The organism is Streptococcus sp. E29BA (genome assembly GCF_041807805.1).
GTDB lineage: Bacteria > Bacillota > Bacilli > Lactobacillales > Streptococcaceae > Streptococcus > Streptococcus entericus.
On record NZ_JBGTZA010000014.1, the window covers coordinates 23,669 to 38,916 of the forward strand.

General features: G+C 44.9%; 15 protein-coding genes. 6 read left to right on the forward strand and 9 right to left on the reverse strand.

Going from position 1 to position 15,248, the window contains the following annotated elements:
- Positions 1 to 43: 43 nt before the first annotated feature.
- Positions 44 to 1,060 carry a UDP-glucose 4-epimerase GalE gene (galE, locus tag ACERC8_RS04760; RefSeq protein ID WP_373658754.1) on the reverse strand — a complete coding sequence of 339 codons (1,017 nt, stop codon included), beginning with the start codon at positions 1,058 to 1,060 and terminating at the stop codon, positions 44 to 46.
- Between the two features lie 192 nt (positions 1,061 to 1,252).
- Here galE and ACERC8_RS04765 point away from each other — a divergent pair, with 192 nt between their 5' ends.
- The 3 genes from ACERC8_RS04765 (at position 1,253) to ACERC8_RS04775 (ending at position 3,357) form a co-directional block, all read left to right on the forward strand.
- Positions 1,253 to 1,381, forward strand: coding sequence for a DUF4044 domain-containing protein (locus ACERC8_RS04765; protein WP_018367432.1), 129 nt, complete (start codon positions 1,253 to 1,255; stop codon positions 1,379 to 1,381).
- Positions 1,382 to 1,569: 188 nt separating this feature from the next.
- A complete protein-coding gene (gene obgE, locus ACERC8_RS04770) occupies positions 1,570 to 2,883 on the forward strand; it encodes a GTPase ObgE (RefSeq protein ID WP_373658755.1) in 1,314 nt (437 codons plus the stop codon).
- 315 nt (positions 2,884 to 3,198) lie between these two features.
- Positions 3,199 to 3,357 carry a hypothetical protein gene (locus ACERC8_RS04775; protein ID WP_373658756.1) on the forward strand — a complete coding sequence of 53 codons (159 nt, stop codon included), beginning with the start codon at positions 3,199 to 3,201 and terminating at the stop codon, positions 3,355 to 3,357.
- 26 nt (positions 3,358 to 3,383) lie between these two features.
- Here ACERC8_RS04775 and ACERC8_RS04780 read toward each other — a convergent pair whose 3' ends face one another.
- A complete protein-coding gene (locus tag ACERC8_RS04780; RefSeq protein WP_373658757.1) occupies positions 3,384 to 4,871 on the reverse strand; it encodes an ATP-binding cassette domain-containing protein in 1,488 nt (495 codons plus the stop codon).
- Between the two features lie 509 nt (positions 4,872 to 5,380).
- Between ACERC8_RS04780 and ACERC8_RS04785 the strand changes: the two genes are divergently transcribed.
- From ACERC8_RS04785 to ACERC8_RS04795, 3 genes are read left to right on the forward strand one after another with little or no spacing between them, the layout of a single operon-like run.
- The gene (locus ACERC8_RS04785; protein ID WP_373658758.1) at positions 5,381 to 6,286 is read left to right on the forward strand and encodes a permease; all 906 of its coding nucleotides are present in this window, start codon (positions 5,381 to 5,383) and stop codon (positions 6,284 to 6,286) included.
- Entirely contained in the window at positions 6,283 to 7,098 is an 816-nt protein-coding gene (locus ACERC8_RS04790; RefSeq protein WP_373658759.1) for a TIGR03943 family protein, read from the forward strand. The genes ACERC8_RS04785 and ACERC8_RS04790 overlap by 4 nt, the downstream gene beginning before the upstream one ends.
- Positions 7,099 to 7,113: 15 nt before the next feature.
- Positions 7,114 to 7,491 (forward strand): glyoxalase, encoded by a 378-nt coding sequence (locus tag ACERC8_RS04795; protein WP_373658760.1) that lies wholly within the window; start codon positions 7,114 to 7,116, stop codon positions 7,489 to 7,491.
- Positions 7,492 to 7,593: 102 nt separating this feature from the next.
- On the opposite strand, the gene ileS is transcribed toward ACERC8_RS04795, so the two are convergent.
- The 7 genes from ileS to ftsZ all read right to left on the reverse strand — a co-directional run bounded on the left by ileS (position 7,594) and on the right by ftsZ (position 15,233).
- Positions 7,594 to 10,356, reverse strand: coding sequence for an isoleucine--tRNA ligase (ileS, locus tag ACERC8_RS04800; protein ID WP_373658761.1), 2,763 nt, complete (start codon positions 10,354 to 10,356; stop codon positions 7,594 to 7,596).
- 454 nt (positions 10,357 to 10,810) lie between these two features.
- Positions 10,811 to 11,545, reverse strand: coding sequence for a DivIVA domain-containing protein (locus ACERC8_RS04805; protein ID WP_373658762.1), 735 nt, complete (start codon positions 11,543 to 11,545; stop codon positions 10,811 to 10,813).
- 10 nt (positions 11,546 to 11,555) lie between these two features.
- Positions 11,556 to 12,341, reverse strand: coding sequence for an RNA-binding protein (locus tag ACERC8_RS04810; RefSeq protein ID WP_373658763.1), 786 nt, complete (start codon positions 12,339 to 12,341; stop codon positions 11,556 to 11,558).
- Positions 12,342 to 12,596, reverse strand: coding sequence for a YggT family protein (locus ACERC8_RS04815; protein WP_018367443.1), 255 nt, complete (start codon positions 12,594 to 12,596; stop codon positions 12,342 to 12,344).
- A 2-nt stretch (positions 12,597 to 12,598) separates the two neighbouring features.
- Positions 12,599 to 13,249 (reverse strand): cell division protein SepF, encoded by a 651-nt coding sequence (gene sepF / locus ACERC8_RS04820; protein ID WP_373658764.1) that lies wholly within the window; start codon positions 13,247 to 13,249, stop codon positions 12,599 to 12,601.
- Positions 13,250 to 13,260: 11 nt separating this feature from the next.
- Positions 13,261 to 13,926 (reverse strand): YggS family pyridoxal phosphate-dependent enzyme, encoded by a 666-nt coding sequence (locus ACERC8_RS04825; protein ID WP_018367445.1) that lies wholly within the window; start codon positions 13,924 to 13,926, stop codon positions 13,261 to 13,263.
- A 2-nt stretch (positions 13,927 to 13,928) separates the two neighbouring features.
- Positions 13,929 to 15,233: a cell division protein FtsZ gene (gene ftsZ / locus ACERC8_RS04830; RefSeq protein WP_373658765.1), complete on the reverse strand. Its 1,305-nt coding sequence runs from the start codon at positions 15,231 to 15,233 to the stop codon at positions 13,929 to 13,931.
- Positions 15,234 to 15,248 lie beyond the last annotated feature (15 nt).

Here is a 15,248-nt window from a genome sequence, read left to right on the forward strand (position 1 = left end):
GCGGTGACGATGAAAAACAGGACAAAATGCCCTGTATCATCCATCAGTCTTCAAACCCTTGAGGGTGTTTGCTCTGCCATCTCCAGGCGTCATCACACATCTGCTTGATGCCAAGCGTCGCTGTCCATCCTAGCTCACGACTGGCCTTATCGACCTTGGCATAGCAAGTTGCAATGTCCCCTGGACGTCTTGCCACAATCTGATAAGGAATGTCGCGACCCACTGTTTCTGACATCTGTTGAATAATCTCTAGAACTGAATAGCCCTGACCTGTCCCAAGGTTGTAAATCGATAGCCCGGTCTCGGGTGCTAGGCGCTTCAAAGCAGCAACGTGTCCTTTAGCTAAATCCACCACATGAATATAATCTCGGACACCAGTGCCATCAACGGTATCATAATCATCCCCAAAGACACTGACTTGCTTCAGTTTTCCAACAGCCACTTGGGTAACATAAGGCAGGAGATTGTTTGGAATCCCACGTGGATCTTCTCCCAAATCACCGGATACATGCGCTCCAATCGGGTTAAAATAGCGGAGCAACACGATGTTCCAACTCTTGTCAGAATGGTAGAGGTCCGTTAGAATCTCTTCCAACATCAGCTTTGTTCGACCATAAGGATTGGTCGCTGACAAGGGAAATTCTTCCGTAATTGGAACGGTATGAGGGTTACCATAAACAGTTGCCGATGAGCTGAAAATGATATTTTTGCAGCCATAATCTGCCATCACCTTGAGCAAGTTAACTGTCCCTGAGATATTGTTATCATAATAGTCCAGCGGAATCTGTGAAGACTCTCCGACAGCTTTTAGACCCGCAAAATGAATCACATGGTCAATCGCTTCTTTTTCAAAAATCTGGCGCAAGAGCTCCGCATCTCGAATATCTCCCTGATAAAAGGTGACCTGCTGTCCAGTCAATTCTTCAACAACAGCTAAACTTTTAACGTTTGAATTACGCAGATTGTCCAGCACAATCACTTGATGCCCGATTTCTAGAAGTTCCACACAGGTATGGGAACCGATATAGCCTGTTCCCCCTGTCACCAAAATCCTTGCCATGCCAACCTCCTTATGTTAACTGATTTTCTTATCTCTAGTATATACAATTATCCCTTGATTTGTCAATCTAAAACCATGCTTCCCTACTTTGAATATCCCAATTTTAAGAGGCTACTTTAGCATTTTGCTTTGCGATTTTTTTAAAATTATGGTAAAATGGCAGAGTATAGTAAACAATGAATGAGGTGACACATGGCTTTTGGTGATCAAGGTCCACGTAAAAAAACATGGTTCGAACGCTTGACGCTCTTCGTCGTTCTTTTGATGGTTCTAGTAACCATTGGGAGCTTGATTTTGAGCGCTTATTCAGCCATCCGTTAAAACGCTACCCAGCGTTTTTTCATTGGTGTGGACAATAGCAGAGCAGCAACAGCTCAAGAAAGTTGTCGGCTCGACACGCTAAAGACCAGATTGGCTTAACAAGATTAGTTAAGTCATCAAGTGAAGCAAAACTCAGACTTGCTGTACTTGTCCGACCAGACTTCAACTAAAGAAAGAATAACTAAACTATGAGTATGTTTTTAGATACTGCCAAAATCAGCGTTAAAGCTGGACGTGGTGGTGATGGAATGGTGGCTTTTCGCCGTGAGAAATACGTGCCAGATGGCGGTCCTTGGGGCGGTGATGGCGGTCGTGGGGGCGATGTGATTTTCATCGTTGATGAAGGCTTGCGGACCCTGATGGATTTTCGTTACAACCGCAAATTTAAGGCTCCATCCGGCGAAAAAGGCATGACCAAGGGCATGCACGGCAAGGGCGCTAAGGATCTCTATGTGCGTGTTCCTCAAGGAACGACCATCAAGGACGCAGTGACTGGCAAAGTCATCACAGACTTGGTCGAACACGGTCAAGAATTTATCGTTGCCAAAGGCGGTCGCGGAGGGCGTGGTAACATTCGTTTTGCAACACCACGCAACCCTGCACCAGAGATTGCTGAGAATGGTGAGCCTGGTGAAGAGCGAGACCTCGAGCTGGAATTGAAGATTTTGGCTGATGTTGGTCTGGTTGGTTTCCCGTCCGTCGGCAAATCAACCCTGCTCAGTGTGGTTTCTGCAGCTAAGCCTAAAATTGGGGCTTATCACTTTACCACCATCGTGCCTAACCTTGGCATGGTCAGAACCAAGTCTGGCGATAGCTTTGCCATGGCTGACCTACCAGGTCTGATTGAAGGTGCTAGTCAGGGTGTGGGCTTGGGTACTCAGTTTCTCCGTCACATCGAGCGGACACGCGTCATTCTTCATGTGATTGACATGTCTGCTAGTGAGGGGCGAGATCCCTATGAGGACTACGTCGCCATCAACAAGGAGCTAGAGACCTACAACCTGCGCCTCATGGAGCGACCTCAGATTATTGTGTCCAACAAGATGGATATGCCAGAGGCTGAGGACAATCTGGCTCTCTTCAAGGAGCAACTCGCTGCCAACTACGATGAATTTGATGAGTTACCACAGATTTTTCCAATTTCAGGGATTGCTCATCAGGGGTTGGATGCTCTTTTAGAGGCAACCGCTGACTTATTGGCCAAGACAGACGAGTTTCTCCTTTACAACGAGGACGAGATGTTGGATGAGGAAGCCTACTACGGCTTCACCGAAGATCAGAGACCATTTGACATCAGCCGTGACGACGATGCGGCTTGGGTGCTGTCTGGTGAAAAACTGGAACGCCTCTTTGTCATGACCAACATGGAACGCGACGAATCCATCATGAAATTTGCCCGCCAGTTGCGTGGTATGGGGGTCGATGAAGCCCTCCGAGAACGCGGTGCCAAAGACGGTGATACCGTCCGCATCGGCAACTTTGAGTTCGAGTTTGTGGATTAGTGAAAGAGTCCAGTGGACTCTTTCAGCTACTCGCCCTAAAATGAAAAAGCGAGTAGGGCTTCGTGGGACCTTATCAACCCGAGCCTAAAAATTGGAGAGCGAGCCTAGAAGCGACAAAATAAACAAAGGCTGTAACAACCTAATCAAGCGCGTTGCCTAAAAAACAAGAGCAATGAGAGATTTGTTTGCAAAAAAGGCTCCTTTGACTGATGCTATGGCAAATATATTGGCTGAAATTCTCGCTCATCGTCTCGTTTTTCATTGAGTAAATGGCAAAATAACTTGTGCTAAAATCTTATCAAGGGAGGGTCAAGCATGGGCGATAAACCGATATCTTTTAAGGACAAGAATGGTAATTTTGTGTCAGCTGCTGATGTTTGGACAGCTGAAAAATTAGAGGAGCTGTTCAACACGCTCAACCCCAACCGTAAACTGCGTTTGGAGCGCGAGCGATTGAAACAAGATAATACCTAAGCAAACGGTTGGACTTCCCAACCGTTTTAATGATGTTCCAAATCTAATAGTTGCCAGTCCAGAGCGTTTAGCAAAGCTCTATCGTGCGTCACGACAATAATGGCACCCGGATAAGCTTGTATGAGTCTTCTAAACTCTTCTTGAGATGTCGGAGACAAATGCCGAGTCGGTTCATCTAGCAAAATAATCTGGTTTTTCTCTAAGACCATTTTCGCAAGACAAAGTTTGGCCTTTTGTCCGCCAGAAAGCTCACCGACAGCATGCTGAATTTCCTGTCTCGTGAACTGGAGGCTAGCCAACAGGCTTCTAGCCGCCTCTTCGCTCACTCGCTCTGTTAATACCTCTAAGGCGGACGTCTGTTCTGGCAAGATTTGATGGTAGTCCTGCGGCATATAGCCCACTGAAAGATGTTCTCGCTCAATCAGTTCATCTCTAATAGTCATCAGCAATCTTGTCTTACCGACACCATTTTTTCCGATAATAGCAAGCCTATCCTGCCCTCGTAAGCTCAAACTAAGGCATTGCCCTGTCAATAAAGGCTTGTGTTCCCAGAACAAGAGTTTTTTTTGTTTTGGAAGAGGGGTAACGTCAGAAAAGAAAAGGTTAATGCTATCCGTGTCCTCAGGAAAATCTATAAATTCTTGACTTTCTCGGTCAAATCGCTTCGCCTGAGATTTCAACGACTTCATCTTCTTAGCTAAAAGACGCCCAGCGACATCATTTTTAGTCTGACGCAGCTGATGCTCAACACGTTGTTGCAGTTGTTGGTTTTTCATGAGGCGTTTGGCAGACTCATCTCGCTGTTTGGTGGCAACCTGAAGCTGTTTTGTTAGGGCTTCGCTACGCTCTTTTTTATAGTTATCATAGGTCCCCTTATAAAGTGTCCAGCGAGCCTCACGGCGTTTTTTTACTAATTCTAAATGAAGAATGTGACTGGCTGCTCTGGCTAATAATTCTTCATCATGAGAGATAAAGATAACTGTCTTATCTGTTTGTCGAATAAAATCTTCTAACCAAATCAAGGTTGCCAAGTCCAAGTCTCCACTTGGTTCATCAAGCACCAACAGATCAGGATTCCCAACTAATATCTTGAGAAGTTGTAACTTGATTTTTTCACCGCCAGATAAGCTAGACAGGCTCTCCTGCTTTTCCTCGAAACGCTCTATCGGTAAATCAAAACGTTCCACATACTTCCAAAAAAGAGCAAAATCAAATTGTTCAATAGCCATATCGGCATAAATAAAATCTGTCACTGTCTGGTTTAGCAACTGTTCAGGCAACCTCTGCGGAAGATAGCCGATACGGTTAAAGTGACTGCTGATATGCCCTGTCACATCAGCATAAGACTCAGTGAGATGAGAGGCAAGTATTGCTTGAATTAAGGTTGATTTACCCGTCCCCTCCTCACCGATAATAGCTAGTTTGTCACCAGGATTGACAACTAAGGATAGGTTTTCAACAATAACTTGTAAATCTTTTTTATGGGTAATAGTAACATCTTTCAGTTGTAACATCGTTCCTCCTTTGGTGTGTCTCAACATAAAATTCCCTACTTATCCAGTAGGGAATACGTCAAAAATCATGCCAAAAGAGGCACTCTATGGACGCACAAACAAGCCTAGTCAAACTAGGAAAACCTACCAGATAACACTTATCAGTAGACTTACTTGTTCACGTCCTCTTACCTCCGTCTAGTATTAACAATAGTCTAGCAGATTAAATAAGTCCTGTCAAACAAAATCCTATCTGAAAATAATCTCCCCTATTTTACCACAAGCTGAATCGTTGACTGTCGCTTGCCATCAGGTTAGCTGTCCTAATAAGCAATATTCCTCACATAGCATACTCTTCCTTTTGACTCAAGCAGAAAAAACAGCATTCATGATACCTGTCCATTCATCCGTTTTAATAGTTCTTTTCGACCCTGTGTTCTCTCAGTAGTTTAACTTTTATTAGCTAAACAAGCCTTTTTTAGTGTATAATAGGTTTAATCATTATAAGGAGGCTAGGAGATGTCCATTTTATGACCATTTTTTCTCAACTTCCCCATTCAGTCTTACAATTATTTGCCATTTTTTTATCAATCATTATTGAAGCTCTGCCATTTGTCTTTTTAGGCGCTATTTTGTCTGGTTTTATCGATGTCTTTGTCACCCCTGACCGTCTTCAATCTTGGTTGCCAAAAAACAAAGTGCTTAGCATTATCTTTGGTACCTTTATCGGTTTTGTTTTTCCATCGTGTGAGTGTGGTATTGTGCCGATTGTTGGTCGTTTTCTCAAAAAAAAGGTCCCTAGTTACACTGCTATTCCCTTTATGGCGACAGCTCCTGTTATTAACCCCATCGTCTTATTTGCAACGTACTCGGCTTTCGGGCATTCTTTTAGGATCATGTTCTTGCGTTTCTTGGGCTCAAGTCTGGTCGCTATTGTTTTGGGGCTTTTACTTGGCTTTGTTCTTGAACCTGATATTCTAGACAAGCAAGCAGAAATCCCCCACCTACACCACTATAGTCAGCTAAGTGTCGCACAAAAAGTATTTGCCGCACTGGCACATGCTATTGACGAGATTTTCGATGTCGGTCGTTACTTGGTTTTTGGAGCCTTATTGGCCGCAAGCATGCAAATCTATATCCCTACTCGGTTATTCTTTGCTATTGATAATCATCCGCTGATAGCGATTCTCTTGATGATGCTGCTAGCTTTTGTCATGTCGCTCTGTTCAGAAGCAGATGCCTTTATTGGGGCTTCCTTGATGTCAAATTTTGGACTTCCTCCTGTTATTGCATTTTTACTTTTTGGACCAATCATCGATATAAAAAATCTCTTACTCATGTTTCGGGTCTTCAAAAAGCGCTTCATTGGGCAATTTATCGGTGTTTCTGGGGGAGTTGTCTTAATCTACTGTCTTATCTTGGAGGTCATTGGATGAAACGTTTTATTATTCTAGCAGGTTACTGTGAGTTGGGGATGTACCTTTACTGGACTGGTAAACTGGATCAATACATCAATACCCGCTACACTTATCTCGCCTTTTTGTCAATGGGAATTTCCTTCATTTTAGCTGTGGTGCAACTCATAATATGGGTTAAACAGTTAGATAAGCATCAGCATAAACAGCTGGGCTGGGGAAGTCTGCTGACTTTAGCTATTCCTTTACTTATTGGTTTTTTCATTCCAACAGTCACTCTTGATGCCACTACCGTCGCTAGCAAAGGCTATCAGTTCCCCTTGGCGGCAGAAGTTGATGCGGATAGCCAATTGCAAAGCGCTGATGGTACAGATATTCAGTATTTAAAGCCAGATACTAGCTTATTTTTTACAAAAAAGAATTACGAGCTCCAGATGGCAAAGAGCCTCTCGCGCTACCAGCAGAGAAACCATATTACGATTACCAATGACAATTACATGGAAGTCATGGAGCTAATTTACCTTTTCCCAGATTACTTTATGGGGAAAACAATCAGTTACTCAGGTTTTGTCTACAAGGACCCCGAAGCCGAAGGGCAGCAGTATCTCTTTCGGTTTGGCATTATTCACTGCATCGCTGATTCGGGTGTTTATGGTCTCTTGACAAAAGGCAATGAAATGAGTTATGATGATAATACTTGGATACAAGTGAGTGGTCAGCTAACTAAAGCTTACAATCAAAGATTAGATTTTTACCTGCCCGCCTTAGATATCACAGAAAGCTCTGCCATATCACCACCAGAAAATCCTTATGTTTACCGACAGTTTTACTAGATTAAAGGAGAAATGATGTTTAATAATCCATACAAAACCATGATTTATGTGGCAGATGTTGAAGCCGAAAAAAATTTTTGGAGTAAGATGGGATTTATCATTGTCAAAGAAGATATCATCTTAGAGTTTCCGACATTTGAAATGAAAATCTCACCGGATAGCCAAACTAGTTTTGTGGTCTATTCTACAGCTTTCATTGAACAGTATTCGCCAGAGTTGCTTGGTAATCAGCCTAATTTGCTCTTTTTCACTCATAACATCGAGATGGTTTACCAACTTGTCAAAACGATTAGTCCAGCGGTGAGTGACTTAAACGAACTACCTTATAAAAACTTTAGTTTCGAGTCACCAAACAGGCAATTTTATACTGTTCGCGAAGAAGAAAGCTATTAAATTTTTCTATTTACCAATAAACAAGGCAACTATTGTGTTGTAAAAAGTTACTATCTAATATCAAAAATCAGGGAAATAATATTTCTCTGATTTTTATTTATTTTACCCTTCAAATCCTTCTGCGACTGCTTCTGGAAATTCAGCTTCGATGATAGCGGCACAGTGGTCACAGATGGTGGCACCGTAGGCACGCTCTTTGGTCGTTTCATCAATGCGGCGGCAACGCTGACAGACCTCACCTGCAGCACGCTCGACACTAAAGTTGTTTTCAGTAGCTTCTACAAGGGTTAGCTTGGAGACGATAAGAAGCTGGGCTAGATCACAGTTGAGGGCTTCCAGCGCTGCTTTTTCACTGGCTGTCACTTGAGCCGTAAGGTGGGCTTCTAGCGATTTACCGATGATTTTCTCATTGCGGGCTTCTTCCAAGGCTTTTTGGGCTCTGGTGCGGAAGTCCATAAAGTCGGTCCACGCTGCTAAAATAGCGGCGCTATTGTCATATTCAACCGCCTCTGGCAGGTCGGTCAGCTGAACAAAGTCTGCGGTCTCGTGCTCCAGATAAGACCAGATTTCCTCTGCGGTGTGCGGTAAAATTGGGGTCAAGAGCTGGGTCAGCTTCACCAAGATATCGTAGAAGACTGTCTGCATCTGGCGACGCGCTGTGCTATTTTCCGCTTCGATATAGACCACATCCTTGGCAAAATCCAGATAGAAAGCGGACAATTCAACCGTGATGAAGTTGACCACGCTCTTATAGATGGTCATAAAATCATAGCTGTCATAGGCCGCACGGACAGTTGCCACAAGCGCATTAAAGGCTACGGTCATGTACTGGTCAACGCTACGAAGGTCATCAAAGGCGACTGTATCTGTCGCAGGATTGAAATCGCTGGTATTAGCCAGTAGGAAACGCAAGGTATTGCGGATTTTACGGTAGGTTTCAGACACCTGACCGAGGATGTCCATCGATACCCGCACGTCGTTTGAGGTATCAACCGAAGTCACCCAGAGGCGGAGAATCTCAGCCCCGTATTGCTTAGCGACATCGTTTGGCGAGATAATATTGCCCTTGGACTTGGACATTTTCTCGCCCTTACCATCAAGGACAAAACCTTGAGAGAGAATGCTCTTGTACGGCGCATGCCCATTGACAGCGACAGAAGTGATTAGAGACGAGTTGAACCAACCACGGTACTGGTCTGAGCCTTCAAGGTAAAGATCCGCTGGATAGGCAAGGTTGTCACGGGCATTCATCACCCCATTCCAAGAGCTACCAGAGTCAAACCAGACGTCCATGATGTCGGTTTCCTTGGTAAACTCCCCGTTTGGTGAGCCTGGGTGGCTAAAGCCTGCTGGCAGGAGGTCTTTGGCATCACGCTTCCACCAGATAATCGAACCTTCTTTTTCAAAGAGGTCTGCCACGTGGTCAGTGACTTCCTTGCTCAGGATTGGTGAGCCATCTTCGGCGTAGAAAATCGGTAGCGGGACACCCCAAGCTCGTTGACGGGAGATCACCCAATCCCCACGGTCACGGATCATGTTGTAAAGGCGGGTTTTACCCCAACTTGGGTTGAAGGTCGTTTTCTCGATATTATCCAGGATGTCCTGACGGAATTTAGACACAGAAGCAAACCACTGCGGTACTGCCCGCCAGATAATCGGCTTCTTGGTCCGCCAGTCAAATGGGTAAGAGTGGTTGATGACTTCCTTGGCAAGAAGCAAATCACCCAACTTCTCCACAACCGCCGGCACGACCTTGTCATAAAACTGCCCCTCAAAATCAGGACCCGCCAGCTCATTCATCAGCCCACGCTCGTCAACCGTCACATAGACCTCAAGACCGTACTTGACACCGACATTGTAGTCATCCTCACCAAAGCTCGGTGCCGTATGGACGACACCTGTACCAGACTCGGTCGTCACATGGTCACCCAGAATCACCAGCTCATCCACTTGGGCATCCCACGGGTGCTCGGTCACGATATACTCCAGCTCTGCTCCCTTATGCTGTTGTATAATAGCAAAGCTGTCCCAGCCAAACTTGTCTGCCAGTTTGTCAACCAAGGCTTCAGCAAGGAGGTACTTTTTAGAAGAAGCTTCTGGCTGTACCACCACATAGTCCATGTCCGGTCCGACAGTCAAGCCACGAGAGGCTGTGATGGTAAATGGGGTCGTTGTCCAGACCACGATGTAGGTATCCGTATCCAGCACGCCTTTGCCGTCCTTGACCTTATTGGCATAATAGAGCGAGGTCGAGTCGAGGTCGTGGTATTCAATCTCTGCCTCTGCCAGAGCAGACTCAGATGACCATGACCAATAGACAGGCTTAGCACCACGGTAAATATAGCCCTTGTCCGCCATCGCACCAAAGACACGGAGCTGAGTGGCTTCAAAGTCTGGTGTCAAAGTGATATAAGGATTGTCCCAGTCTGCAGATACGCCCAGACGCTTGAAATCCTCTCGTTGTTTGTCCACCTGCGACAGGGCATAGTCACGACACATTTCGAGATAAGTAGCAAGATCTAACTCCTTGCGTTTAACGCCTTGTTTGGACAAGACCTGCTCAATCGGCAGACCATGCGTGTCCCAACCTGGAACATACGGAGCAGAAAAACCTGACATGGACTTGCTACGAACGATGATGTCCTTGGAAATCTTATTGAGAGCATGGCCAACGTGGATATTCCCGTTAGCATAGGGAGGACCATCATGGAGATGGAAGGCAGGTTTTCCTGCATTTAACTCCTGACGGCGTTGGTAGATCTTGGCTTCTTCCCAAGCTTTTTGCCATTCAGGCTCTTTTGTCGGCAACCCAGCCCGCATAGGAAAGGCTGTTTGACCGAGGTTAAGGGTTTCTTTTAATTTCATAATGTTCTCACTTTCTGTTGCTTTACACGATTGTCGATGAGCCCTAAAGGGCAATCCGACTAGGAGATAGTTTGGTTGTGGTCAGCTATATCAGTGGTTTAGCCTTGGTAGGCAAGCCTCTCAATACTTCTTAACTCACGAATGAAGTCTGAAATTTAGCATTCTCAGAAACAGACTTCCAGACTAGTTTACTTACCATCTCGGACTACTTTAGAAACTATCAAAAAGAAAAAAAGCCTTCATCTCAAAGGACGAAAGCTCGTGGTACCACCTTTTTTCAGACAGGTCAAAAGACTCTGTCCCTTATGTAGCTAGTAAGGTTAGCCAAACCTTCTGACCTACTCACATTCAGTCAAAATGCTATAAAATGATGGACCAATCATCAGTGATAGCAGGGCTCGCACCGTCCCCTGCTCGCTTGGCATATCATGATTGGTTCGTGTTTTTATGTCGCTTAAATATTCAGTTTGAAGGTTTGAGTGTCACCAGAGACAGTTCCATCAGGAACTGGTCCTTGCTGTTCTAACTGAGCGTTAGCTTCTGCAATACGGCGCTGTAGCTCTGCCATTTCTTCTGGAGAAAACTGGCGTGTCGCATCAATGGAGGCAGTGTCATCTATTTCAGGGACATGCTCACCAAGTACTTTTTCTACCACTTCCTTGAAGGCTGCATCAGAGTTTTGCAGATAAACCACTGTCGGTTGCAACAGCTCCTGCCACTCAGGAGCATTGACCAGTCCCAGCTGTGCTTCTACTGTAGCTTGTAGACGTTGATGGAAAATGCGCGTCTGGCGTTTTAGATCTTCTGTCTCAACAGCCACTCGCTTGGCGTCATCTGAAGCATCTCTAAGCAGTTGGTTCGCTTTTACTTTAGCTTCTTCAATCATCTGCTTGGCATCATGAGTAGCTTTGTTCAGGATGTTATCCGCTTCTGTACGCGCAGACAATTTTACCTTTTCAGATGTTTCTTGGGCCAGTATAACCGACTGGGTCAGAGATTCTTTCATATCCCCAAAGTAGGCTAATTTTTCTTCCAAATCACGGATACGCTGTTCCTGCTCCCGATTAAGGCGAACTAGGGTTTCATAATCATCGATGACAATGTCTAAAAATTCATTGACCTCATCTCGATGATAACCGCGAAATTCATTTCGAAATGTTTTATCTTTAATATCAAGTGCTGTTAACACATGTTCCTCCTTAACTGTTTACTATTTTGGCAATCATGACTTTATGTTTACCACTTTTGCTGATACCAATATGCTCTGTCAAGTGATAGCGACCAGAACCACGAATACTCAATAAATCTCCAATAGCAATCTCTTGCGTGACTTTTAAGCTCTCCCGATGATTAACCTTAACTTTACCACTGGTAATCATCACCTGCGCTTGTTGACGGGACTGACCAGTCAAGAGAGCCACCAGTTTATCCAAGCGCAAACTAGAAACTAGATAAAGAGTTGTTGCAGTTTTTTCTTCAGACCTTATCAGCTGTTCAAAGTCAATTTGGCGTAATTGCACACCTGTTCTTGCCATCTTTCTTGTCTCTCGAACAGCATAATCAGCCATCTGCTGGTCTAGGACAACTTGAGCATAACCCTTTGCAACGATGATGTCGCCAATCACCTGACGCTTCAATCCTAAACCGTTTAGCAGAGAGCCCAGTATTTGGGAATGGCTGAGCTGGGCAAATTTGCCATGATAGGAAATCTCGACTAGAGCCATCTCAAAATCCGTCAACTCCAACTGGTAATAATCCGGCGCTAAAATAAAGCGTGCCTGCTCCAGAGGATAATAGTCCTGGCTAGAATAATACCTGACCCCAGCTTGTCTTAAAATACTGTGAGCAATCTCTTGCTGTCTAGGGTCAAGAAACCCCGTTAGCTGATGACAGTAATAGGTCTCTAAGCGATCGACTAAGTCCAGTATCTTCTCGACAGTCTCATATTCGCTAGGATTAAAATGTTGATAAAGTTGCTTTGCCATTTAATATAAAAACGAAGATAAGAAACTAGAGGCAAGCTCAATCAACAATAGGGCAAGAAAAACGGTAAAGTCTAATCCACCAAACTGCAAGTTGAACCGACGAAGCGGTGCTAAAACCGGATCGACAAGAAAGCGAACAAAACGTCCCACTGCGCTGTCATACAAGCTTGGAAGCCATGATAAAAGTGCATACGCAATGAATAATTTAGAGTAAAGAGACAAGGTCAAGAGTAGAAATCGAATCACTAGCCCCATCGTTATCGCCTCTTCATGTCGTAATCGTAGTTAACTTCTTGTATCCCTTGATGTGATGATAGAACATTTTCCATGGTAACAACAACATTTTCAGGAGTGAGCAAAAACATGGTTGCCCCAACCCTCTGCAAGGTACCATTAGCAACGACACAAGCACCTGTCAAGAAGTCAATACAACGACGCGCTTGCGCATCGTCCTGCATATACTCAAAATCAACAAGCAGACATTGCCCCTGTGTGAAGGCATCTGCAATCGCAGATGCATCTTCATAGCGCAAGGGGTGCTTGATAGCGATTTGAGTTTGACCTGGCTTAATCGTCTGTTCTTTTGGACGAATAATCGGCTGGCTCGGTTTACTTGTAGGTGCCTGTGGTCGCTCTGGTAAGCGAGGACCTACTAGTCGCTCTCTACCTTCACGTCCAGCATCGTCAACTGAACGAGAATTTGCTGATGCTGATGGATACTGACGAGTCGGCTTTGTCGTTGGTGCTTTCGGGCGATTTGAACTCACGTTTTCTTGTTTTTCTGGCAAATTAACCTCCTGCCTTGGTTGAATATCAGGTTCCACTACATCAACATCTGTTTCAGTGTCACTGACATCATCGGTATCAAAATAAGAGATAATTTTGCTAAATCTATCGCGAAATGCCATAGGTTTCTCCTTTACTCAAAGAATAAAGAGCCAATACGGACAAAACTAGCACCTTCTTGAATAGCGATGGCAAAATCACCACTCATTCCCATGCTTAATTCAGTCAATGGCATATTCTTTAATTGTTTGTCTTGTAATTGGTCTCTCAGCTGTCGTGTCGCTGCAAAAATCTGATGGAGTTGGTTAGGGCTGGCTTCAAAAGGCGCCATGGTCATCAAACCAACAACCTCAATTTTATCCAGCTCTGCGATTGTCGGCAAGGCCTCTAAAACCTCCTGAGGCGTAAAACCGTGCTTACTCTCTTCACCTGAGATATTAACCTGAAGAAAGCATTTCACCACTTTCGAGGCCCGCTTTTGAATCTCTTGAGCCAAGGTTAGGCTATCAAGGGCATGAAAATAATCAATGTAATCAATCACATCTTTAACTTTACGACGTTGAAGACTACCGATAAAATGCCATGTGAGGTCTGGATGATGTATCTGCTGGTATTTATCAAGAAACTTATCAACACGATTTTCACCCAAATGGCGAACGCCCGTGTTGATAAGATCTTGTGTGGTTTCTACATCCATATACTTGCTCACAGCCACGACTGTGACGTGATCAGCTCGACCAGCTCGCTCCATAGCGGAGCGGACAGCTCGATTGACCTGTTCTGTTTGTAGCCGTGTCATGTTTAGCGATTTCTGAAGAATGGTGGAGTCTCTAGCTCGTCATCCCCATCAAAGCGGTCTGAAAAAGTTGAAACAGACAATTGACTGTCCAATTGACCTTCTTTTGGACGAGCGATATTGTCACGCTTCAAGTCCCAGTTACCAAAAGGTGATTCTTCTGGACTGTGCTGCCCTTGTTGTCTTGATGAGCTAAAGGTTTCTGTTGTTTCACGATTAGTAGGCAAATCAAAAGTTGAACGTTCTGTACGATTAACTTGTTCACCTGTGTAGTTGGCACCTGGTTGTTGAGCTACAGGACGAGCTCCAAATGTCCGTGGTCCACGATTAAAACCCGCCACTTGGTTCACCTTGTCTTTGCGAACACCTGTCGCTACAACAGTCACACGGATTTCATCGCGCATGCTCTCATCAATCGACGTGCCCAACCAGATGTTTACACCGTTGCCAGCTGCTTGACCAACGATTTCAGAAGCTTCTTCTGCTTCTGTCAAGGTCATGTCAAGACCACCGGTCACGTTGACGATAACATCCTCTGAACCATCAATTGTTGTCTCAAGAAGCGGAGAGTAAATTGCCTTGCGAGCTGCCTCGACAATGCGCTCTTCCCCAGTACCGATACCGATACCCATGAGGGCATTCCCTTTATTTGCCATGACTGTTTTAACGTCGGCAAAGTCAAGGTTAATGAGGCCTGGACTGGTAATGAGGTCAGTGATCCCTTGCACACCTTGGCGAAGAACATTGTCTGCTTCACTAAGCGCTTCTAAGAGCGGTGTCTTCTTGTCCACGATTTCAAGCAAGTTATTGTTTGAAATAATCAACAAAGTGTCAACTTGTTCACGCAGTTCTTCAATCCCTTGAATGGCAAAGGTGCTCCGCTTGTTGCCCTCAAATCCAAAGGGACGTGTCACAACCGCAACAGTCAAAGCTCCCAAGCTCTTTGCAATACGTGCGATAACTGGTGCAGCACCTGTACCTGAGCCACCGCCCATGCCAGCTGTGATAAAGACCATATCTGCACCTGCAAGGGCATCTGTCAAAACTTCTTCACTTTCTTCAGCCGCTTTGCGACCTACTTCAGGCTGACCGCCTGCACCCAAACCACGGGTCAATTTTGGCCCAAGTTGAATAACCGTTTCAGCCTTAGACGAGCTGAGTGCTTGAATATCAGTATTCGCTGCAATAAACTCCACGCCTGCTACACCTTCATCAATCATACGGTTGATGGCATTGCCACCGCCACCACCAACACCGATAACTTTAATCACTGCACCTTGAACAGATGCCGCATCAAATGAAAATACCATAATTCACCTCGTTTA

Coding starts and splice junctions, on each gene's coding strand:
- ACERC8_RS04795 (WP_373658760.1), top strand. CDS start 7,114: ATGTTTAATAATCCATACAAAACCATGATTTATGTGGCAGATGTTGAA.
- ACERC8_RS04825 (WP_018367445.1), bottom strand. CDS start 13,926: ATGACACGGCTACAAACAGAACAGGTCAATCGAGCTGTCCGCTCCGCT.
- ACERC8_RS04815 (WP_018367443.1), bottom strand. CDS start 12,596: ATGGGGCTAGTGATTCGATTTCTACTCTTGACCTTGTCTCTTTACTCT.
- obgE (WP_373658755.1), top strand. CDS start 1,570: ATGAGTATGTTTTTAGATACTGCCAAAATCAGCGTTAAAGCTGGACGT.
- ACERC8_RS04785 (WP_373658758.1), top strand. CDS start 5,381: ATGACCATTTTTTCTCAACTTCCCCATTCAGTCTTACAATTATTTGCC.
- galE (WP_373658754.1), bottom strand. CDS start 1,060: ATGGCAAGGATTTTGGTGACAGGGGGAACAGGCTATATCGGTTCCCAT.
- sepF (WP_373658764.1), bottom strand. CDS start 13,249: ATGGCATTTCGCGATAGATTTAGCAAAATTATCTCTTATTTTGATACC.
- ACERC8_RS04765 (WP_018367432.1), top strand. CDS start 1,253: ATGGCTTTTGGTGATCAAGGTCCACGTAAAAAAACATGGTTCGAACGC.
- ftsZ (WP_373658765.1), bottom strand. CDS start 15,233: ATGGTATTTTCATTTGATGCGGCATCTGTTCAAGGTGCAGTGATTAAA.
- ileS (WP_373658761.1), bottom strand. CDS start 10,356: ATGAAATTAAAAGAAACCCTTAACCTCGGTCAAACAGCCTTTCCTATG.
- ACERC8_RS04780 (WP_373658757.1), bottom strand. CDS start 4,871: ATGTTACAACTGAAAGATGTTACTATTACCCATAAAAAAGATTTACAA.
- ACERC8_RS04775 (WP_373658756.1), top strand. CDS start 3,199: ATGGGCGATAAACCGATATCTTTTAAGGACAAGAATGGTAATTTTGTG.
- ACERC8_RS04790 (WP_373658759.1), top strand. CDS start 6,283: ATGAAACGTTTTATTATTCTAGCAGGTTACTGTGAGTTGGGGATGTAC.
- ACERC8_RS04810 (WP_373658763.1), bottom strand. CDS start 12,341: ATGGCAAAGCAACTTTATCAACATTTTAATCCTAGCGAATATGAGACT.